Source organism: Kitasatospora sp. HUAS MG31 (genome assembly GCF_040571325.1).
Classification (GTDB): Bacteria; Actinomycetota; Actinomycetes; order Streptomycetales; family Streptomycetaceae; genus Kitasatospora; species Kitasatospora camelliae.
The window spans coordinates 6,133,210-6,153,959 of the sequence record NZ_CP159872.1; the positions used below are offsets into that span (position 1 = coordinate 6,133,210).

General features: G+C 76.2%; 19 protein-coding genes. 16 read left to right on the forward strand and 3 right to left on the reverse strand.

The features are described from left to right. Positions 1 to 28: 28 nt before the first annotated feature. Positions 29 to 484 carry a MaoC family dehydratase gene (locus ABWK59_RS27360; RefSeq protein ID WP_354643300.1) on the reverse strand — a complete coding sequence of 152 codons (456 nt, stop codon included), beginning with the start codon at positions 482 to 484 and terminating at the stop codon, positions 29 to 31. Between the two features lie 284 nt (positions 485 to 768). Here ABWK59_RS27360 and ABWK59_RS27365 point away from each other — a divergent pair, with 284 nt between their 5' ends. The 16 genes from ABWK59_RS27365 to ABWK59_RS27440 all read left to right on the forward strand — a co-directional run bounded on the left by ABWK59_RS27365 (position 769) and on the right by ABWK59_RS27440 (position 18,487). Beyond that, on the forward strand, positions 769 to 1,629 hold the full coding sequence (locus ABWK59_RS27365) for a hypothetical protein (protein WP_354643301.1): 861 nt from the start codon (positions 769 to 771) through the stop codon (positions 1,627 to 1,629). A 186-nt stretch (positions 1,630 to 1,815) separates the two neighbouring features. Continuing rightward, entirely contained in the window at positions 1,816 to 2,388 is a 573-nt protein-coding gene (locus ABWK59_RS27370; RefSeq protein ID WP_354643302.1) for a hypothetical protein, read from the forward strand. A gap of 14 nt (positions 2,389 to 2,402) precedes the next feature. Then, the gene (locus ABWK59_RS27375; RefSeq protein ID WP_354643303.1) at positions 2,403 to 3,326 is read left to right on the forward strand and encodes a hypothetical protein; all 924 of its coding nucleotides are present in this window, start codon (positions 2,403 to 2,405) and stop codon (positions 3,324 to 3,326) included. A 55-nt stretch (positions 3,327 to 3,381) separates the two neighbouring features. Further along, positions 3,382 to 4,095, forward strand: a complete 714-nt coding sequence (locus ABWK59_RS27380; protein ID WP_354643304.1) for an SAF domain-containing protein — start codon at positions 3,382 to 3,384, stop codon at positions 4,093 to 4,095. Continuing rightward, positions 4,095 to 5,192, forward strand: a complete 1,098-nt coding sequence (locus ABWK59_RS27385; protein WP_354643305.1) for a hypothetical protein — start codon at positions 4,095 to 4,097, stop codon at positions 5,190 to 5,192. Before ABWK59_RS27380 ends, ABWK59_RS27385 begins: the two co-directional genes overlap by 1 nt. Beyond that, complete coding sequence (locus ABWK59_RS27390; RefSeq protein WP_354643306.1) at positions 5,182 to 6,765, forward strand: CpaF family protein; 1,584 nt, start codon at positions 5,182 to 5,184, stop codon at positions 6,763 to 6,765. The genes ABWK59_RS27385 and ABWK59_RS27390 overlap by 11 nt, the downstream gene beginning before the upstream one ends. Next, complete coding sequence (locus ABWK59_RS27395; protein WP_354643307.1) at positions 6,765 to 7,724, forward strand: type II secretion system F family protein; 960 nt, start codon at positions 6,765 to 6,767, stop codon at positions 7,722 to 7,724. Before ABWK59_RS27390 ends, ABWK59_RS27395 begins: the two co-directional genes overlap by 1 nt. Continuing rightward, positions 7,721 to 8,605, forward strand: coding sequence for a hypothetical protein (locus tag ABWK59_RS27400; protein WP_354643308.1), 885 nt, complete (start codon positions 7,721 to 7,723; stop codon positions 8,603 to 8,605). Before ABWK59_RS27395 ends, ABWK59_RS27400 begins: the two co-directional genes overlap by 4 nt. Positions 8,606 to 8,660: 55 nt before the next feature. Next, the gene (locus ABWK59_RS27405; protein ID WP_354643309.1) at positions 8,661 to 8,948 is read left to right on the forward strand and encodes a hypothetical protein; all 288 of its coding nucleotides are present in this window, start codon (positions 8,661 to 8,663) and stop codon (positions 8,946 to 8,948) included. Continuing rightward, positions 8,945 to 9,352, forward strand: a complete 408-nt coding sequence (locus tag ABWK59_RS27410) for a TadE family protein (protein WP_354643310.1) — start codon at positions 8,945 to 8,947, stop codon at positions 9,350 to 9,352. Before ABWK59_RS27405 ends, ABWK59_RS27410 begins: the two co-directional genes overlap by 4 nt. Then, positions 9,349 to 9,777, forward strand: coding sequence for a TadE family protein (locus ABWK59_RS27415; RefSeq protein WP_354643311.1), 429 nt, complete (start codon positions 9,349 to 9,351; stop codon positions 9,775 to 9,777). Before ABWK59_RS27410 ends, ABWK59_RS27415 begins: the two co-directional genes overlap by 4 nt. Positions 9,778 to 9,783: 6 nt before the next feature. Next, complete coding sequence (locus ABWK59_RS27420; RefSeq protein ID WP_354643312.1) at positions 9,784 to 10,239, forward strand: hypothetical protein; 456 nt, start codon at positions 9,784 to 9,786, stop codon at positions 10,237 to 10,239. Beyond that, positions 10,239 to 14,210, forward strand: coding sequence for a LysM peptidoglycan-binding domain-containing protein (locus tag ABWK59_RS27425; RefSeq protein WP_354643313.1), 3,972 nt, complete (start codon positions 10,239 to 10,241; stop codon positions 14,208 to 14,210). Before ABWK59_RS27420 ends, ABWK59_RS27425 begins: the two co-directional genes overlap by 1 nt. A gap of 381 nt (positions 14,211 to 14,591) precedes the next feature. Beyond that, the gene (locus tag ABWK59_RS27430; protein ID WP_420492857.1) at positions 14,592 to 14,795 is read left to right on the forward strand and encodes a zinc-binding dehydrogenase; all 204 of its coding nucleotides are present in this window, start codon (positions 14,592 to 14,594) and stop codon (positions 14,793 to 14,795) included. Positions 14,796 to 14,837: 42 nt separating this feature from the next. Further along, positions 14,838 to 15,881, forward strand: a complete 1,044-nt coding sequence (locus ABWK59_RS27435; RefSeq protein WP_354643314.1) for a S66 family peptidase — start codon at positions 14,838 to 14,840, stop codon at positions 15,879 to 15,881. Positions 15,882 to 16,207: 326 nt separating this feature from the next. Continuing rightward, a complete protein-coding gene (locus ABWK59_RS27440; RefSeq protein WP_354643315.1) occupies positions 16,208 to 18,487 on the forward strand; it encodes a hypothetical protein in 2,280 nt (759 codons plus the stop codon). Between the two features lie 285 nt (positions 18,488 to 18,772). On the opposite strand, the gene fabG is transcribed toward ABWK59_RS27440, so the two are convergent. Both fabG and ABWK59_RS27450 read right to left on the reverse strand, forming a co-directional pair. Further along, positions 18,773 to 19,540: a 3-oxoacyl-ACP reductase FabG gene (gene fabG, locus ABWK59_RS27445; RefSeq protein ID WP_354643316.1), complete on the reverse strand. Its 768-nt coding sequence runs from the start codon at positions 19,538 to 19,540 to the stop codon at positions 18,773 to 18,775. Between the two features lie 13 nt (positions 19,541 to 19,553). Further along, complete coding sequence (locus ABWK59_RS27450; RefSeq protein ID WP_354643317.1) at positions 19,554 to 20,741, reverse strand: thiolase family protein; 1,188 nt, start codon at positions 20,739 to 20,741, stop codon at positions 19,554 to 19,556. Positions 20,742 to 20,750 lie beyond the last annotated feature (9 nt).

Below are 20,750 nucleotides of genomic sequence, written 5' to 3' on the forward strand. Positions count from 1 at the left end.
GGGTGACGCGGAGGCTGGTGCCGGTGGCTCAGGCGGCGTAGAAGCGGGTGATGGTCTCCGCGACGCAATGCGGCTTGGTGCCGGCCTCGCTGCGGATGGTGTAGCGGACCAGGACCTGCACGCCGCCGGCCACCTCCTCGGCCGAGACCAGTTCGGCGGTGGCCCGGACCGCGGTGCCCACCGGGACGGGGGCGGGGAAGCGGACCTTCTCGGAGCCGTAGTTGAGCGCCATCCGGACGCCCTCCACCGCGTAGCACTCCTTGGCCAGCACGGGGATCAGCGAGAGCGTCAGGTAGCCGTGCGCGATGGTGCCGCCGAACGGGCTCTCCTTGGCGCGGGCCGGGTCGACGTGGATCCACTGGTGGTCCCCGGTCGCCTCGGCGAAGAGGTTCACCCGCTCCTGGTCGATGGTGTGCCAGGCGCTGGTGCCGAGCTCCGTACCGACCGCGGCGGTGAGTTCGGTGAGGGAGGCGAAGGTCGTCAAGGTGCGCTCCAGGTGGGGGAGTGGGCTCCGGCGGGCCGGCGCGACCGGGCGGCGGCCGACTCCGGAGAGTATGCCTACCGACCGGTCACCTGTCAGCGGGGGCCCGGCTCCCGCCCGCCGGGCCCGGGCGGCGGTGTACGGCCGGCGGCGGCCGGGCACCTGCTGGTCAGGACGGCTCCGGCGCGCGGCGGCGCCCGGGTGACGGCCGGCACCGGTAGCTTTGCCCGCGGACCCGGCGGCCGTGGCGGTCGCCGGGCCCGGACACGGCACGGATGGGGGGGCGGTTGGCGATGGGCAGCGGGATCGAACTGGTGGTGATCGGGGCCGACGGGGGGCCCGAGCGGGGCCACGCCGGGTCGGCCCGGGCGGCGGAGGGGGCGCGGCTGCTGGCCGGGGCGATTCCCGGCCGTACCTTCGACGCCGGTGCCCGGGGCTGCCGGGTCGGCCTGGTCGAGCCGGACGCCGACGCCAACGCCATGCTCACCGCGCTGCGCGAGGCCGCCCAGCGGCCGGCCCGCTGGCTGGTGGTCTGCCTGGTGGGCCAGCTGGTGGCGGACCCCCGGGGCAAGCGGCTCGCCCTGGTCACCGCCGGTTCCACCGCCGACAACGCCTACCGCCGCGGGCTGGCGTGGGACTGGGTGGTCAGCGCCATGGTCCACGGCGACCAGGAGGAGACCCTGCTGCTGGTGGACGCGGTGGCGGACAAGGAGACCTGGGCCGCGCTGGGCCGCGAGGACGGCGCCGGCGAGCTGCTCGCGCACTCCCGGGTGCCGCTGTGGGGCCGGATCGGCCGGTACAGCCCCGGCCGGCTGCCCGGGGCGGTGCGGCGCGGCCGGGAGGGCGTCCTGCCGGGCGGTGAGGCGTCGTTCAGCCGGGTGCTCGGCCGGGTACTGGAACAGGGCGTCCCGGGGGCGCCGGCCGCGGTGGGGCCCATGGAGCTCCAGCCGGAGCTGGAGCGGCTGCTGGCCCAGGCCGCCCCGGCCGGGGCGGTGGAGCCGCTGCTGCTCGTACCGGAAGGTGGGGGACGGTTGTTGATGCGGAATCGGGCGGCGGTGCGCGGCGCGTTGGCCGGATTGTCGCTTTCCGATGAACTGTTGGCGGTTCTGTGGCGGGAAAGTGCCCCAACGGATCCGCCTTCCGCGTAAGGTCAGGGGGCCCGGGGTGTTGCCGTGCCGGGGTGGGGTGGCGAAGAATCGATGCCTCCGGAGCAACACTGCGGGACGGCGGAAGACTTCTGCGACGATGACCGGGAACAGGGTCGGTCGCGACGAGGTGGGGCTATGCGGCAGCGCGGAAAAGTGTTGCGCCCTGGGGCGGTTGGGGTTGGTGGGGTGGTTCTGCTGACGCTGCTCGGCGGCTGCGGCGAAAGCGGTTCCACGGGCTCCGCCGACCGTCTGGGTACCCCCGGGGCGACCCTTCCCGCGGTGACCGCGATACCTCGATCGAGTGGTTCGCCCACGGGTGCGCCGATCCCCACCGACGGTACCGAGGGTGCGCTCGGCCGGGCCGCGGTGAGGGCCTATCAGGCCTGGTCGCAGGCCCAGGTGGAGGCGTTCGGGCGATCGGATTCGGACTCTTCCCAGCTGGTCGCCTCCTCCACCGGACCGGCGCTGAGCGAGTCGCTCGCGACCCTGTACCGACTGCGCGAGGCGAAACTCGTGATGATCGGCGCACCCCGCAACTCCCCGGTGCTCAAGGCGCTCGATCCGGGGGCGAAGCCGCCCACCGCCGTGATCGAGGACTGTGTCGATGTGTCCGACTGGCACCAGGCCGATGCCGGAAGCAAAGCGATAAAGGATCCCGAACGTCGACTCTCCCGCTATGTGGCGACCGTCGGTCTGCGCCTGGACGGATCCCGGTGGCTGATCACGGACTTCAAACGCGAGGTGGACCGGACATGCTGAAGTCACTTTGGCGAATGGTCATTTGCGCGCTCCTGTCGATCGGAATGCTGGCCGTCCCCGGCCGGGCGATCGCCGACGGTCCCGCCGGCGAGGTGAATCCCTGTGCCTCCCGGGATATCTGCATCATCATCACCGAGCCGGGGAGCACCCCGAGGCCCGGGCAGACCGGCACCGGGGGCGGCGGCGGATCGGACGGAGTGCAGATGTGCGCCTGGAACGGCAAGGAGTACCCCTGCTGGGACGACGCCCTCGGCTGGTTCTCCACCGCCGACGGCTGCTACTACCACCGCTCCCAGCCGCAGCCCCCGGCCGGCGACCCGGCCTGGGGCGGCCACGACCCCTCCTCCGGCGCGGTGTACGAGGTCAACTGCCGCGGTGACGACGGCATGCTGACCCCCAAGCCGTCGACCTTCTTCGCCCAGCCGCCCGGCGGGCCGCCGCCGGACAACCCGGTCACCCTCGGCTGGGACGCGTTCGGGAAGATCGAGTTCGAGGACCCGGAGGTGCACGCCGCGCCGAGCGACACCGGTGTCGTGGGCGTCCCGGTCTGGCTCTGGTACGTCGCGACGCCGCGCACCTCCGGGACGTTGGAGGGCACCGCACCCGGGCGGACCTTCAGCGTCACCGCCCGGGCGGTGCTCGACCACGTGGAGTGGGACACCGGGGACGGCTCGTACTTCACCTGCTCGCCGAAGGACGCGGCCACGCCCTACCGGGCCGATGCGCCCGCCGGTGCCCAGCCCCCGTGCGGCCACGTCTACCGGTCGACCTCGGCGGACAAGAAGGACCAGCGGTTCGACGTCACGGCCACCCTGGTCTGGAAGGTCGTCGTGACCCGGTCGGACACCAGCGGGACCGTGTTCAGCTTCTTCTGGAAGCGGTCGAACCTGGCGGACCCCTTCAAGACCAAGGTGGCCGAGGTCCAGGTCCTCAACTGATCCCGGTCCCCCCGTACGCCCAGCAACCCCAGCACCGAGGAAAGGCCGCAGCCCGGTGGAAACCCGCAGTGTCCCGACGCCGAGCCCCGGCACCGCCGCGTACGTCCCGGAGCCGGGCCGGCCGGCCCCGCACACCCCGCCCCGCACCCTCGGCGCCCGGCGCCGCCGCCCCGCCGTGCTGGCGATGGCGGTGGCGCTGATCGCCGCCGGCGGCCTGGGCGGCGCCGTGCTGTACAACAGCAGCGGGCAGCGGATCGCCGTGCTGGCGCTGGCCCGTGACGTCCCGATGGGACAGACGCTGACCGCCGAGGACCTGGTGGTGGCGCACATCGCCGGCGACCCGGCGATCAAGCCGCTGGACGCCCGGGACCGCAACGGCGTGATCGGCCTGCGCGCCACCACCGACCTGCACCGCGGCGGGGTGGTGACCAAGGCCGACCTGACCGCCACCCCCGTCGTCCAGCCCGGCCAGCAGCTGGTCGGCGTCCCGGCCAAGCGCAGCCAGCTGCCCGCCACCCGGCTCCAGGTCGGGCTGCGGGTCCTGGTGGTCTCCACCCCCGACACCCGGGCCGACCAGGGCACCACCACGCGGGCCCCGGAGACCATGCAGGCCGTGGTGGCCGCGGTCGGCAGGACCGACACCGACGGCGTCACGGTGGTCGACGTCGCCGTCGGCGAGGCCGACGCGCCGCGGCTCGCCGTGTGGGTGTCGAGCGGCAAGTTCCAGCTGGTCCTGATGCCCCGGCAGGGCGCCGGGGGTGGCTCCTGATGGCGGTGATCGCGGTCGTCGGCGGCCCCGGCGCGCCCGGGGCGACCAGCACGGCCCTCGCCCTGCTGCTCGCCTGGCCGCTGCGCCCCGGCCGCCGGGTGCTGCTCGTCGAGTGCGACCCGGACGGCGGGTCCGTGCTGGCCGGTGCCCTGGAGGGCCGGGTCGAGGCGGTGTACGGGCTGCGCAACCTGGCCGTCGCCGACCGGCGCGGCCTGCTCGCCCAGACCCTCTGGGAGCAGCTGATCGACCTCTCCCCGGACGGCGGCGGCGAGCGCCTGCTGCTGCCCGGCCTCACCGACCCGGCCCAGGCCCCCGGCCTCGCCTACACCTGGGAGCCCCTGGTGGAGACCCTGCAGGGGCTGGAGCCGCAGGGCATCGACGTGATCCTCGACCTCGGCCGCTCCGGCGCGGCCGGGGCCGGGGCCGTCCTTGCCCGCCGCGCCGACGCCGTGGCGGTGGCCGTCCGGACCACCCTGCGCGGGCTCAGCGCCGCCCGCCCCCGGGTCGCCGCGCTGCGCGAGGACCTGGAGACCGCCGGGACCGGCGCCGACGCCCTCGGGCTGCTGCTGGTCGCCGAGGGCCCGTACCCGGCCGCCGAGGTGTCCCGGGAGTTCGGGGTGCCGGTGCACGGGCTGCTTCCGTACGCGCCGCGCACCGCCCGGGTGCTGTCGGACGGCGGCGACACCGCGGACCGGCGGTTCGTCCGCTCCGAGCTGATGCGCACCGCCCGGACGGCCGCCGACCAGCTCCAGGTGCTGATCGCCCGGCGCCGGCAGCGGCTCGCCCCCGCGCCGGCCCCGCTGCCCGTTCCGCAGCCCGGCCTGCCGCAGGGCGCACCGGCGCCGGCACCGCACCCGCTGGCGTACCCGCAGCACATAGCGCCGCCGGTGGCCCCGCAGCAGCCGGCCCCCGCGCCGTTCCCCGGCCAGCCGCAGCCGGGACAGCCGTGGCCGTCCCAGCCGTCCCAGCCGGGCCAGGCCTGGCCTTCGCAGCCCTCGCAGCCCGGACCGGTGCCGTTCGGCCAGCCGCCGTTCGGCCGGCCGGCGTCCGGCGGCGCGTTCCCGGGCGGTCTCGGGGAGGTGCTCCGTGCGCGCTAGCCCGCTCCACCCGACCGGGCCGGTGAACGGCGCCTCCGCCGACGCCGCCCAGCTGCCCTGGGCCGCCCGCCCACTGCCCGCCACCGGCCCGGTCCCGCCGGCGCCCATCCCGCCCACGCCCGTCCCGCCCACGCCCGTGCCGCCCGGGGCCGCGCACGCCGCCCCCGCGCTGCAGCCGGTCGGCACCAAGCCCGCCGTCGACCCGCAGGTCGCCCGCGAGCTCAAGCGCCAGGTCGCCGCCGAACTGCACCAGCAGCTCTCCCGGCTGGCCGACGGCACCGGCGCCGAGGTGGACCGCGCCACCCGCCGCCAGCGCGGCCGCGCCCTGATCGAGGAGGCGGTCGCCCGCTGGTCCGACGCCTACGCCCAGACCCACGGCATCCCGCCCACCCGCGACCAGGACCGCGCCCTCGCCGAGGCCGTCTACGACCTGCTCTTCCGGGCCGGCCGGCTCCAGCCGTACCTGGACGACCCGGAGATCGAGAACATCCTGATCAACGGCTGCGACGACGTCTGGGTCTCCCGGGTCCACCAACCGCTGCGCCGGGTCCCGCCGGTGGCCGACAGCGACGCCGAACTCGTCGAGCTGCTCCAGGACCTGGCCCGCCAGCACGGCGGCGGGGAGCGCACCCTCTCCACCGCCAGCCCCACCCTGGCGCTGCGCCTGGAGGGCGGCATGCGCCTGCAGGCGCTCACCGAGGTCACCCCCCGGCCGTACGTGGCGATCCGCCGCCACCGGGTGGCCAGCGCCACGCTGACCGACCTGGTCGGGCTCGGCACCCTGGACGCCACGCTGGCCGCCTTCCTGGCCGCCGCGATCCGGGCCCGGAAGAACGTGATGATCACCGGCACCCAGGGTGTCGGCAAGACCAGCCTGCTGCGCGCCATGGCCGCCGAGATCCCGCCGGACGAGCGGGTCGGCACCCTGGAGTCGGAGTTCGAGCTGTGGCTGCACACCCTCGGCCACCTGCGCCAGGTGGTGCCGATGGAGGCCCGCGAGGGCAACGGCGAGCGGGTGGACGGGCGGGCCGCCGGCGAGCTGACCATCGGTGAACTCATCCCGGCCGCGCTGCGGATGACCCTGTCCCGGATCATCGTCGGCGAGGTCCGCTCCGGCGAGGTGGTCCCCATGCTGCGGGTGATGACCAACGGCGAGGGCGGCTCGATGTGCACCCTGCACGCCCGCGGCCCGCACATGGTGGTCGACCGGATCGCCGAACTCTGCCTGGAGTACGGCTCGCACATGACCGACACCCTCGCCTACCGGCTCACCGCCAACGCCCTGGACTTCGTGGTGCACGTGGCGATGGTCGACGAGACCGCCGTCGGCGGGCGCCGGCACCGGTTCGTCTCGCACGTCCTGGAGGTGGCCGGCCTCGGCGAGTCCGGGCGGCCCGCGATGAACACCGTGTTCGGCCCCCGCCCCGACCTCGGCGAGGTGCGGGCCGTCCCGCACACCCCGCCGCACTGCCTGGACGACCTGCGCCGGGCCGGCTTCGACGCGGGCCTGCTCCAGTCCGCGTACGGCGCCTGGACCGCGCCGCTGGACCTGCGGATCGGCGGTGCCCGCTGATGCTGCTCTACGTCCTGTGCGGCCTGCTGGTGGCCGGCGGGCTGGTCGCCCTGGTGGTCGGCCTGGTCGGCGCCCGGGAGAGCGGCCCGGTGCGGGCCAACCCGCTGGAGGGCCGGCTGCACGTGCTCTGGTACGGCGCGCCCGGCACCGCCGCGCCCGGGATGGTCGCGCTCCGGCGGGTCCAGCTCGGCGCGGCGCTGGTCGGCGCCCCGCTCGGCTGGCTGGCCACCGGCATCCCGCTGGTCGCCGTGCTGGTCGGCGCGGCCGTGTTCGGCCTGCCCTGGCTGTTCGCCGCCACCCGCCCCGACACCCGCCGGATCGAGCGCCTGGAGGCGCTGGCCGAGTGGACCCAGCGGCTCGCCGACGTGCTGCTGCTCGGCGTCGGCCTCAACCAGGCCGTCGTGACCAGCCGCCGTACCGCCCCCGCCGCCCTGGAGACCGAGATCGCCGACCTGGCCGCCCGGCTCCAGGCCCGCTGGCGCCCGGAGGACGCGCTGCGCGCCTTCGGCGACCAACTCGCCGACGCCACCGCCGACAAGGTGCTCGCCGCGCTGCTGCTGCGGGCCGGGGACAGCGGCCCCGGCCTGGCCCGGGCGCTCGCCGACCTGGCCGACTCGGTGCGCGAGGAGGTCCGCCAGCGCCGCGCCATCGAAGCCGACCGGGCCAAGCACCGCACCACCATCCGCTGGCTGGTCGGCATCATCCTGCTGGTGGTCGTCGCAGGCTCCTTCAACACCTCCTACACCGCCCCCTACACCGGGGTGGTCGGCCAGGTGGTCCTCGGCGTGGTCGCGGTGGCCTTCGTCCTGGTCATCGCCTGGATGCGGTCGCTGGCCGCGCACACCCCGCTGCCCCGGCTGCTGGAGGCCGACCGCCGCAGCAAGGCGGGCCGGCTCGGCACCGGAGCGGGCGCCGAACCGGAGGCCGCCGCCGAAACGACCCTCAAGGAGGCCCGGTGATCTCGCCCTGGGCCCTGCTGGCCGGCGCCGCCGCGGCCGGCGGCATCGCCCTGCTCGCCGCCGAACTCCGGCCCGCCCCGCCCGACCTGGGACAGGCCCTCGACCGGCTGCACCGCACCCCCGATCCCCGGCCCGACCCCGAGCAGACCGCACCCGCCTGGTACGACCGGGTCGGCGCGGGCACCCTCGCCCTGCCCGGGGTGCGGATCCCGCACCGGCAGCTGGCCCTGATCGGCCGAAGCCCCGCCCGGTTCATGGCGCACAAGCTGCTGTTCGCCCTGCTCGGCCTGCTGCTGCCCGGCTGGCTGTCCGCGATGGCCCTGGTGGCCGGCCTCGGCCTGCCGCCGGCCGTCCCGCTGGTCACCGGCCCGCTGCTGGCCGCGCTGCTCTGGTTCGTCCCGGACGGCGTGGCCGCCGGCGAGGCCAAGGAGGCCCGCACCGAGTACCTGCACGGCATCGCCGCCTACCTGGAACTGGTCGCCCTGGAGCGGGCCGCCGACAGCGGCCCCGCCGAGGCGCTGCGCCGGGCCGCCGCCGTCGGCCGCGGCACCGTCTTCCGGCGGATCCGCGACGCCCTGGACCGGGCCGCCACCGACCGGCTGCCGCCCTGGGACGGCCTGGACGCGCTCGCCACCGAACTCGGCCTGACCCCGCTCCAGGACGCCGCCGACATCATGCGGATCTCCGGCACCGACGGCGCCGCCGTGTACGACACCCTCCGCGCCCGGGCCCGCAGCCTGCGCGCCGAACTCCTCGCCGAGGAACTCGCCCAGGCCAACACCGACAGCGAGCGGATGGTGGCGCCCGGCTCGGCGCTGACCCTGCTGATGACGGTGCTGATCGTCTTCCCCGCGCTGTACCGGATGCTCACCGCCACCTGACCCGCCACCACGCGACCACCGCACGCCCCCGATCCCCCGTCCTGGAGACCACACCATGACTCGTATCAGGCCCCGCACCGGGTCCCTCCTCCGGCCACTGCTCGCCGCCCTGCTGCTGCCCGTGCTGCTCCCCGTCCAGCTCGGCATGCCCTTCTTCCACCACCGGATGGGCCGGGTCCGGGCGGCCCGCGCGGCCGGCGACCGCGGCGCCATCAGCATCGAACTCGCCCTGGCGGTCATCGTCCTGGTCGCCATCGCCGGCGGCGTGCTGGCGGCGGTGACCGCCCTCGCCAGCAAGGCCAAGAACAAGGTGCCCACCGACCTGCCCACGGCCGCGCAGTGACCCGACGCCCGCGCGTACCCCGACCGCTCGACCGGGGCGCCGTCACCCTGAGCCTGGCCATCCTCTTCCCCGTGGTGCTGCTGATCGTGATGCTGGCCGTCCAGGCGTGCCTGTGGTGGTACGCCGGCCAGGTCGCGCACACCGCGGTCCGCGAAGGGGTGGAGGCCGGACGGGTGCGCGGCGCCACGCCGGCGGACGGGGACGCGCGGGCGAACGAGGTGCTGGCCAGGTTCGGCGACCTGGCCCGGCCGGTCTCCGTCTCGCACGGCGGCACCGACGCGGACTACCTGCGGATGACCGTCGAGGTCAGCCCGCAGGCCGTCCTGCCGTTCTTCGACCGGATGACGATCACCCGCAAGGCGGCCGGCCCGCGCGAGCGGTTCGTCCCGGCGGGCGCGCGGTGAGGCGCCGCGGCGACCGCGGCGAGGTGGCCGTGGAGGTGGCGCTGCTCGCCCCCGTCCTGGTGGCCTTCGTGATGATCATCGTCGCGGCCGGGCGGGTGCAGAGCACCGGCGCGGTGATCGACGCCGCGGCCAGGGCCGGGGCCCGCGCCGCCTCGCTGGCCCGTACCCCCGAGGGGGCCGAGGAGGCCGCGCTGGAGGCGGTCCGCTCCACCCTGGACGAGAGCCAGGTGCGCTGCGCCGTCCCGCGGGACGGCCTGGTCGGGCACGACCGGCTGGACACCCCGTCCGGCCCGCTGGAGACCGTCACGGTCCGGGTGAGCTGCACGGTCCCGTTCGGGGATCTGATGAGCGTGGACGGCCTTCCGGGGGAGAAGACTTTCACCGGGGAGTTCACCTCGGTGGTGGACCTGCACAGGGGGAGATGAGGGGACATGAGGGGGGAGCTGATGGCCCGTCGGGGCAAGGCGCCGACCGGACCGGACACCGGCGCGGTCTCCACCTTCGTGGCGGTCTCCGCGGCGGCCCTGGTCATCCTGGTCGGCATCGTGCTCGACCTCGGCGGCCGGCTGCGGGTGATCGAGCAGACCGACGCGCTCGCCCAGGAGGCCGCCCGGGCCGGCGGCCAGCAGCTGGACGAGGCCGCCCTACGGGACGGCCGCGGCTACCTGGTCGACGAACCGCGGGCCCGGGAGGCCGTCCAGGCGTACCTGGCCGGTCACCACCTCACCGGCGAGGTCGACCTCCACACCCCGGGCGTGGTCAGCGTGACGATCGACGCCCACTACGACACCTCGCTGCTCCGACTGATCCGTATCAACACCCTTCCGGTGCGCGGGACCGGCAAGGCCGTCCTGGTGCACGGCGTCACGAATGAGGAGACCGGCTGATGGCCGCGCGACGAGCCGACGACCACGCCCACCGGGGTCGCGGGGGCACCCCCGGACCGGGCCCCCGTCCCGTACCCGTCCGGGCGGCCCGCCGCCCGACCGGGCGCTCGGTGCTCGCCGCCCTCGGCGCGCTGGTCGCCCTGCTCGGCCTGCTGGTCGCCGTCCCCGCCCTGCTGGCGTACGGCACCACGGCGGTGGCCGGCATGGGCGACCCGGCGGAGGGCGGCCTGGGCGCCGCGCTCACCACCCCGGACGACGGGCGGCTGTTCCTGTGGGCGCTGGTCGCGGTCGGCTGGGTGGCCTGGCTGTGCTTCGCCTGGTCGGTGCTGCTGGAGATCCCGGCGCAGCTGCGCGGACGGGTGGCCCGGCGGATCCCGGCGTTCGGCTGGAGCCAGCGGCTGGCCGCCGGACTGGTCGGCTCGGTGCTGGCTCTGCTGCCGGTGGCCGGTTCCGCCTTCGCCGCCGCACCGGAGGCGGTCCACGCGGCCGTCGCCCCGGCGCAGCTGGCGGCCGCGCCGCAGTACCCGGCGCTGCCCGCGGCCGCCGCCGCCCCGGCCGCGCCCGCCGCCGACGCCCAGCCCGGCTACACCGTCCGCGACACCCGGCCCGCCGACAGCCTCTGGTCCATCGCCGAGCGCCAACTCGGCTCCGGGGAGCGGTGGGTGGAGATCGCCCGGCTCAACGACGGCCGGGTGATGGACGAGTCGGGGAGCCGGTTCGACGCCGACCGGCCGATCCAGCCCGGCTGGAAGCTGGTCATGCCCGCCGACGCCAAGCCGGACGACCGCGCCGCCGCCCAGGGCGACCAGGGCACCCCGCCCGCCCTGCCCGAAGGCTCCGCCCCGGCCCACGTCCCCGCCCACGCCACCGTGACCGTCCGCTCCGGGGACAGCCTCTCCGCCATCGCCCAGCGGGAGTTGGGCGACGGCGACCAGTGGCCGCAGCTGTTCGAGGCGAACAAGGGCGTGGCCACCCCGGACGGCGAGCGGCTCACCGACCCCGACCTGCTGGTACCCGGCACGGTGCTGGCCATCCCGGGTGCGGCCACCGCCGAGCCGCCCGCCCCGGCCCCGCAGCAGCCCGCGCCCGCACCTGCGCCCGCGCCCGCACCCGCGCCGCAGGCGGAGACCCCGGCACCCCAAGCCCCGGCACCCCAGCCTCCGGCGCCGGAAGCCACGTCTGCGCCCGAGCCCACGTCGACGTCTGCGCCGACCTCGCAGGCACAGACCCCGGCGCCGGCCTCCTCCGCGCCCGAGAGCGCCGCCGCCGGGACCCCCGCTCCGGAGTCGGCCGGCCCGGCCGGCCCGGCGGCCGAACACCGCACGGCCCGGCCGAGCGACGACTACTCCGCCGCGCTGGCCGCCTCCGCCGTCGGCGTCCTGCTCGCCGCCGTGATGATCGGCGCGGTCTCCCGCCGCCGCGGCGACCAGCAGCGCGCCCGCCGCCCCCGGCACCGGATCGCCCTGCCGGGCCAGGCCGCCGGCGCCTTCGAGGCCGAGCTGCGGGCCCGCCAGAACGAGGCCGGCCTGGACCTGCTCGACCGCGCCCTGCGGACTCTCACCCGCAACACCGTCCGCACCGGCAAGCGGCTGCCCGCCCTGATCGCCGCCCGGGTCACCCGGGACCGGACGGTCGAACTCCACCTCGCCGCCCCCGCCGTGCCCGTCGCGCCGTTCCGAGCCGCCCACGCCCCGAACGTCTGGTGGTGCCCGGCGGACGCCTCCGACCTGCTCTCCAAGGGCCAGGCCGCCAAGCACAACGCCCCGTACCCGGCCCTGGTGACCCTCGGCAGCTCCCCGGACGGCTCGGTGGTGCTCGCCGACCTGGAGACCGTCCGGCTGGTCCACCTCTCCGGCCACCCGGAGGACGCCGAGGACGTGCTGCGCACCCTGGCCGTCGAGCTCGCGCACAGCCCGCTCGCCGACCGGCTCCACCTGCACCTGGTCGGCTTCGCCGGTGAACTCCCGCTCGCCGGCCCGGCCGTGGAGCGGGTGCACCACCACGCCACCATCGAGGCGGCCCTCGCCGTCCTCGGCCCGCGGACCGCCAAGGCCCGGGCCACCCTGGTCGCCGCCGACGCCAGCAGCCCGCGCGACGCCCGCAGCCGGGGGGACGCCGACGACGCCTGGGTGCCCGAGATCCTGCTGTCGGCCGAGCCGCCGACCGGGACCGTCCCCGGTGAACTGGGCCGGCTGCTCGACGGCCGCCCGCGTACCTGCCTCGCCGTGATCACCCGGGCGCCCGAGCGCGGCGCCGGCCCGGTCGCCCGCTGGACGCTGCCCAGCACCGGCCAGGCGACCCTGCCCGGGCTGCACCTGAGCGTGGAACTCCAGCGGCTCGACCCGCAGCAGCTCGGGCTGCTCGGCGAACTCGTCCGCAGCTCCGGCGACCTCACCCAGCACCCCGCCCCGGACTGGACCCTCGACGGTCCCGGCGAGGACCTCGACCCGACCGAACTCCCCACCCCCGTACCGGTCCTGGCCGCGCTCGGGGCGGTGAACGGAACCACCGGGCCCGCCGCGGTCACCGCCGCCGCGCTCGGTTCCGGGCCGTCGGAGGACGGGGAGGGCGGGCCGCGGCTGCTGGCCCGGGTCATCGGCACCGGCGCCAGCCCGTTCGCCGGCACCGGGCCGACCGCCACCCCGGCGCCCGGCCCCGCCTCCCGCCACCTGGTCAACGGGCTGGGGCGGCACGCCCTGAACCAGACCACGGTCGAGCTGGCGAAGCCGGTCGTCCCCGTGGCGCCGGCGGCACCCGTCGCGTCCGTCGCGTCGGCCGGATCCGCCGGTTCGCCCGAGGACGTCTCCGGGCCGGCCGCCGAGTACGGGCGGTTCGCGGAGACGGCGGCGCTGGCCCTGCCCGCGGCGGTGGAGGAGCCCGTGGAGGCGGCGGAGTCCGAACAGGACGTGGAGGCCGAGGAGTTCGGGCCGGCGGAGCCGACGGCGTTCACCGATCCGGCCCGGATCGCCCCGGTGCAGCCGGTGGCCGTGCCCGGACCGGTGAGCCCCGAACCGGTGAGCCCCGAGGCGGTGACCGCTGAGCCGGTGACCACTGGGCCGGTTCCCGCGTCGGCGGCCGGGGAGGAGGGCGGCGAGCCCGCGCACCCCGACGCCGTCGCGGCCGAGGCGCGCCCCCGGGCGGGCCGGACCGACAGCGACGACCTGCTCGCCATCCTCCGCTCGCCGGAGGCCCACACCCTGCGCACCGCGCCCCGGATCCGGGTGCTCGGGCCGCCGGACATCCTCGGCGCGGCCGGTTCCGCCGACCCCGGCGCGGTGCTCCGGCTGACCGAGCTGGCCGCGTTCCTGGCCCTCCGCCCGGGCACCGGCCACGCCGACCTGGACCAGCGGATCCACCCCGGCGCGGCCCACCTCGCCCCCGCCGACGGCGAGGCCGCCGTCCCGCCGTCCGCCGGGCCGCTGGCCGCCAAACTGGAGGGGCTGGCCGCCTGGTTGGGCACCTCATCGGAGGGCCGGTCCTTCCTCCCGGTCGACCAGCCGGAGTCGTACCACCTCGCGCCCACGGTCACCTGCGACTGGGACGAGTTCCGCAGTCTGTACCGCCGCGGCATGCGGAGCACCAGCACCACCGCCGACGCGGCGCTGGCGCACGCCCTCGCCCTGGTGCGGGGCGCGCCGTTCGCGGAGGTGGCCGGTGACACGTACGGCTGGGCGGAGGCGGAGCGGCAGGACATGCTCGCCGCCATCGTCGACACCGCCCACGAACTCGCCGCGCGACGGCTCCAGTACGGCGACCACCGCACCGCCGAGGCCGCGATCTTCCGCGCCCTGGCGGTCGCCCCGGACGTCGAACTCCTCCACCGCGACCTGTTCTACGCCTACGCCTCGGCCGGCGCCCGGGACCAGCTCGTCCGCGCGGTCAACCGTCTCGACGCCCTCTCCCGCCGCACCGGCCGCGACCTCGACCCGGACACGGTGGCGCTCCTGCGCGACCTCCTCTCGGGCTCCTAGCCCACCCGGGGGCACGGGGGCTGAAGGGGTTGCCACTGAAGGCACGCGGGGGCTGATCGGGTCACTGCTGAAGGGGCGCGGGGAACTGCGCGAGGTCTGGAGGGCTGAGGTAGAGGCCTTCCAGGGCGCGTGGTTCTCCCGAGCCTCGGCGGCTGGAAGGTCCCCGTGCCTCCCTTGCCGTGACTGATCGGGTCACCACTGGAGGGGCGCGGGGAACTGCGCGAGGTCGGGGGAGCCGAGGTGGTTCCCTTCTGCTGCGCACCGTTCCCCGCGCCCTGAAGACCCGTCCAACGGGCCGCGGCCGGTGGCGCGGAACTGCGTCTCCACGAAGGTGATCCCCGCGTACGCCACCTCCACCACCACCTGCCCCGCCCCGGCCACATGCCCGCCCCGCCGGCGGTCCGGGCCGCGACCGCGTACGTGCTGGCGGAGGCCGCGGCGGGCCGCCTCCGTCCGGTGATCGGCCGGCGCTTCCCGCTGGAGCGGGCCGCCGACGCCCACCGCGCCATCGCCTCCCGGGCCACCACCGGCAAGACCCTGCTGGAGGTCCGTCCCACCGGGGCCGACCCGCGGCGGCCGGTCTAAATCCGGTACGGCCGAACGGGGTTCGGTCACTACCCTGCGCTCATGGTTGATCCCGTCTATCCTCCCAAACCGCGTCCCGGCGACCGGGTGGCGATCATCTCGCCCTCCGCCGGACTGCCCGGTCTGTTCCCGCTGCCGTACGAACTCGGCCTGCGCAGGCTGGTCGAGGACTTCGGCCTCACGCCGGTCGAGTACCCGACCACCCGGCTGATGGGCGCCGACCCGCGGGCCCGGGCGGCGGACATCCACGCCGCGTTCACGGACCCGGACATCAAGGCCGTCATCGCCAGCATCGGCGGCGACGACCAGATCGCGGTGATCCCGCACCTGGACGGGGAGCTGCTGCGCGCCAACCCCAAGCCGTTCTTCGGCTACAGCGACAACACCAACCTGCTGCACCACCTGGCCGGGCTGGGCATCGTCGGCTACCACGGCGGCACGGTGATGTGCCAGTTCGGCCGGCCGGGGGCGATGGACCCGCTGACCGCCGACTCGGTCCGCGCCGCGCTCTTCACCTCCGGCCCGTACGAGCTGACCGCCGCGTCCCGGATCGTCGAGGAGAACGGCCGCTGGGAGGACCCGGCCACCTTCGAGGCCGAGCTGGCCACCGAACCCGCGCCCGGCTGGACCTGGCACCGGCCGGACCGGGTGGTCGAGGGCACCTCCTGGGGCGGCTGCGTGGAGATCGTCGCCTGGCTGCTGATGGCGGACCGCGGTATCGGCCCGGTCGAGGACTACGCCGGGCGGGTGCTCTTCCTGGAGACCTCCGAGGAGCTGATCAGCTCCGCCGAGGTCTACTACACCCTCCGGTCGATGGGGGAGCGCGGCCTGCTCCGGCAGTTCCCCGCGCTGCTGATGGGACGGGCGATGGCGTGGAGCCACCAGCGTCACAACGACGCCGCCGCCCGCGAACGGCACCGCGCCGAGCAGCGCGCCGCCGTGCTGCGCGCGCTGGCCGAGTACGCCCCGGACACCATGGCGGTCTTCGACGTCGACCTCGGGCACACCGAGCCGCAGCTGGTCATCCCGTACGGCGGGCGGATCCGGGTGGACGGTCCGGCCCGCCGGATCACCGTCACCTACTGAGCCGCCGCGCCCCGGGCGGGTTCGCGAGCGAGGTGTCCCGGGAGTGCCCGGAGCGTCAACTCCCCAGCCCGTGGGGGTCGGCGGGCGGCGGCCGCACGCCGCCGCCCGCCGGCGACGGGGGCGCGCCCTGCGCCCGCGTACACCGGACCACCCGGGCCCGGTCACCAGCCTGCGCGGATGCCCGTCCGGCCGCCACCCCCACCCGGCCTGGAACGATCGAGGGATGACCCCTTATCGTGGCGGGATCTGACGTGGTGATGGCGCCACACTGGGGACGGGTCGTCGCGGCTGCGACGAGGCGGGGGCGGTGACCGGGAGTGGCGGACGTGACAGCGGCGTCCGGGGACGGCGTGCGGCCGGACCCCGTGGACGAGACGGCGGAGCTGCCCCTCATCGGCGCTGACGCCGCCTCGGGCGGGCCCGCCGCAGGACGGCTCGCCGTGGCCGACCCCTTCGCGCTGCCGCCGTCGACCACCCCGTCCCACGGCACCCCGGTGCCGGCGGACCCGTTCGAGCTGCCGCCGACCGCCGTACCCTCCACGGGCTGGACCGCCACCATCCCGGCGATCACGCTGCCTCCGACGGCTCCGCCGACCCCGCAGAATCCGCCGACGGCCGCCGCCCCGCCGCAGCCGGTGGCACCCGCGCCCGCGCCCGTACCCGCTCCCGCCCCGGCCGTGGCGCCCACGGCGGTCACCCCGCCTGCCGCCGTCACCGCGCCGGCCGGACAGTCGGGCGGCATCGGGGGCAGCCTGCGCGGCCGGATCCTGGTGATCGAGGGCGGCTACGGTGCCCGCCGGCACTGGGGACGCGGCGGCGCCGCCCAGGCGCCGGTGCTCTCCGCGATGCTGGCCGCCGTCTCCCCGCAGATCCTGCTCGCCGCGGACGCGGTGGACGCCGTCCACCTGCCCGGCGCCACCGACCCGCAGACCGTGCTCGCCCACCTCCGCGCCGCCGCCCGCCACCCCGGGCCGCTGCTCATCCACGTTGGCGGGCACCTGTTCGCGGACCGGCGCGGCGGCCAGATCTTCCTGACGCTGCGTGACTCCAAGCCCGCCGACAGCCTGCCCTGGCAGGCCCTGGCCAACGAGCTGAGCCAGCGTCCGGCCGACCTGGACACCCTGGTGATCGGCGACCTGAGCGGCGACCACGCCGCCTGGCCGCAACTGCAGAGCGCCATCACCCCGTTGGTGGACGGCGTCCCGCTGTGGGCCGCGATCACCCCCGACCCGGACCAGGTCGGCACCTTCACCCGCGCGCTGATCGAGGTCCTGCACCGCGGCCGCCCCGGCGCCGACGCCGTCCTGACGCCGGAGCAGCTCCGCCAGCAGGTGCACTCGGTGCTGCGGCCGGACGTCATCACGCTCACCGCCCACGCCGCGGACCGGCCGCTGTTCCGCAACACCTCGCGCCAGATCGGCCCCGGCGCCGGCGACCCGCAGCCCCAGGGCGGCCCGGTCCCCGCGGCCGTGGCCCCCAAGCCTGCGGGCCGCGCCGCCCGTCCCGCCGTCACCCCGGCCGCCGCGCCCAGACCCGTCCCGACGGCCGGCGATCCGCAGGCCACGGTCGGCGCACCAGCCGCCGCCCCGGCGGCCCCGGCCCGCGGCGGTCTGCAGCGGAACTGGCAGCCCCGCGGCATGGTCAGCCTCCGCAAGCCCGGCGTGCCCGCCACCCCGCCGCGCCCCGCCCGGCCGGTCGCCCTGGAGAAGTCCGCCAGGTCAGACCGCGTCGACCTGGGCAAGCCGACCGGCACCGAGAAGGTGGAGCTGGGGAAGCCGTCCGGCACCGAGAAGGTGGAGCTGGGCAAGCCGACCGCAGACCGCGTGGAGCTGGGCAAGGAGGCCTCCGCCGAGCGCGTCGAAACCGGCAAGCCGACGACCGAGCGCGTCGAACTCGGCAAGCCGGCGGCCCCCGAACAGCCCGACGCCGCCGAGCGGGTGGAGCTGGGTAAGCCGTCCACCGCCACCCCGGACTCCACCGACCGCGTGGAACTCGCCAAGCCCGCCGCCCGGCCCGAGCCCGTCGAGCCCGAGGCCGTCGGGGCCGCCGAACGGGTCGAGCTCGGCAAGCCGACCGCCGCGGTCCAGACCGCCCCCGCCGCGTCCGAGTCTGCCGCGACGGAACCCGAGGCCGACCCGCTGGAGGGGTACCGCGACGCCATCGGCCGGATCGTGGCCAGCGCCGACGCCGGTGCCCACCAGGAAGCCGCCGAACTCGCCATCGCGCTGGAGGAGAAGGCCGTCGCCGTCCACGGCCCGGTCGCCCCGGCCGTACTCCAGGTCCGGCAGGTACGGGCGCACGTGTCCCGGCTCGCCGGCCGGGCCGCGCTGGCCGCCGAGATCTACCGCGAGGTCGCCCTCACGCTGCTCCGCACCGAGGGCCCCGAGCACACGGAGACCCAGCGGGCCGCGACCAACGCGGAAGCCTGCTGGCGGGCCGTCAAGGATCCGGCGGAGGCCATCTCCATCGCGCCGGACATCATCGAACTCCGCGCCCACCTCCCGGGCCCCGACGGCCGCAAGCTCCGCGCCGCCGAGCGCCACCTCCGCCAGCTGGTCGCCGCCAAGGCCGCCCACGACTACGCCGAGCCCACCCCGACGGCCTGACCCAGGTGCAGGCTCTCGGCAGCCGGTCGACCACACGGGGCGCGGCGGGAGGCGGGCGCCTTCTGCGGGCTTCCGGTCGACCACAAGGGGCGCGGGGAACTGCGCGAAAACGGAAGGCTGGGCGCCGTACTCGCCCTCCGAGCAGCGGAGTTCGGCTCCTCGGCGGCCTTACGTAGGCGGCCTTCCGTTTCGCGCAGTTCTCCCCCAGCCTGGCGGCTGGGAGGTGCCCCCACGCGCCCCTGTGGTGCTTGCCCGATCGGGTCCGGTGCCCCGGTCCCCGGAGGGTCAGCGGGCGCCCCCGTTGACGTACAGGGTCTGCCCGCTCACGTAGGAGGCGTCCTCGCTGGCGAGGAAGACGACCACGGAGGCGATCTCCTCGGGCTGTCCGACCCGCCGGAGCGGGGTGCGGTCGGCCGCCAGCGCCTGGTGCTCCTCGGCGCTGGAGCCGACCCGCTCGGCGGTGGCGGCGGTCATCGCGGTGGCGATGTAGCCGGGGGCGACGGCGTTGACGTTGATGTTGAACGGGCCGAGCTCGATCGCCAGGGTGGCGGTGAGACCCTGGATGCCGGCCTTGGCGGCGGCGTAGTTGGCCTGGCCGCGGTTGCCGAGGGCGGAGCGCGAGCTCAGCGAGACGATCTTGCCGTACTTCTGCTTCACCATGTACTTCTGCGCCACGTGGCTGCAGTTGTACGCGCTGGTGAGGTTGACGGTGATGACGGCGTCCCAGTCGTTCTTCGGCATCTTGAAGAACAGGTTGTCGCGGGTGATGCCGGCGTTGTTGACCAGGATGTGGATCCCGCCGAGGTCCTCGGCGACCGCCGCGAACACCGCCTCCACCGCGTCGTAGTCGGCGACGTCGCAGCCGTACGCCTTCGCGGTGCCGCCCTTGGCGGTGATCGCCTCCACGGTGGCGGCGGCCCGCCCGGCGGTCAGGTCGACCACGGCGACGGTCGCGCCCTCCTCGGCCAGCCGCAGTGCGGTGGCGGCGCCGATGCCCTGAGCCGCGCCGGTGACCACGGCGACCTTGCCCTCGAAGCCTGCGTGACGAGTCATGAACGTTCTTCCCTCAGTCCTTCTCGACGAGTACGGCGCTGCCCTGTCCGACGCCGACACACATGGTGGCCAGGCCGCGCCGGGCGCCGGTGCGGCGCATCCGGTGCAGCAGGGTGGTGAGGATGCGGGCGCCGGAGCCGCCCAGCGGGTGGCCGAGGGCGATGGCGCCGCCGCTCGGGTTGACCAGCTCCGGGTCGAAGCCCAACTCCCGGACGCTGGCCAGGGCCTGGGCCGCGAACGCCTCGTTGAACTCGGCCTCCTGGACGTCCTCGACCCGCCAGCCGAGCCGGCCCAGCACCTTGCGGGTGGCGGGCACGGGACCGATGCCCATCACGTCCGGGTGCACGCCCGCCGAGGCGCCCGCCGCGTACCGGCCGAGCGGCTCCAGCTCCAGCTCCCGCAGGGCCTCCTCGCTGACCAGCAGCAGGGCGGCGGCGCCGTCGTTCATCGGGGAGGCGTTGCCCGCGGTGACCGTGCCGCCGGGCCGGAACACCGGCTTGAGGCGGGCCAGCTTCTCCAGGGTGGTGTCCTCGCGGATGGACTCGTCCTCGGTGACCAGCACGCCGTCCGGCCGCTCCACCGGCAGCAGTTCGGCGTCGAAGTGGCCGTCCTTGCGGGCCGTGGCCGCGCGCTGGTGGCTGCGCAGCGCGAATGCGTCCTGCTCCTCGCGGGTGACGCCGTACCGGGTGGCCACCTCCTCGGCGGTCTCGCCCATGCTGAGGACGCCGTGCAGCTCCTTCATCCGCGGGTTGGTCAGCCGCCAGCCGAGCCGGGTGTCGAAGGTCTCCATCCGGTGCGGCAGGGCCTCGTCCGGCCGGGGGAGCACGAAGGGGGCGCGGCTCATCGACTCGCAGCCGCCGGCCACCACGACCTCCGCCTCGCCGGCGGCGATGGTGCGGGCGGCGGTGGTGACCGCCTCCATGCCGGAGGCGCACAGCCGGTTGAGGGTGGCGCCGGGGACGGACTCCGGGAGGCCGGCCAGCAGCACCGCCATCCGGGCGAGGTTGCGGTTGTCCTCGCCGGCCTGGTTGGCGGCACCCCAGTAGACGTCGTCGATCCGGGCCGGGTCGAGCGCGGGCACGTCGGCGAGCAGGCCGCGCAGGACGGCGGCCGAGAGGTCGTCCGGCCGCACCGTGGACAGCGCGCCGCGCAGCCGCCCGATCGGGGTGCGGCGGGCGGCGGCGAAGTAGACGGGACGCACTTCGTCGGG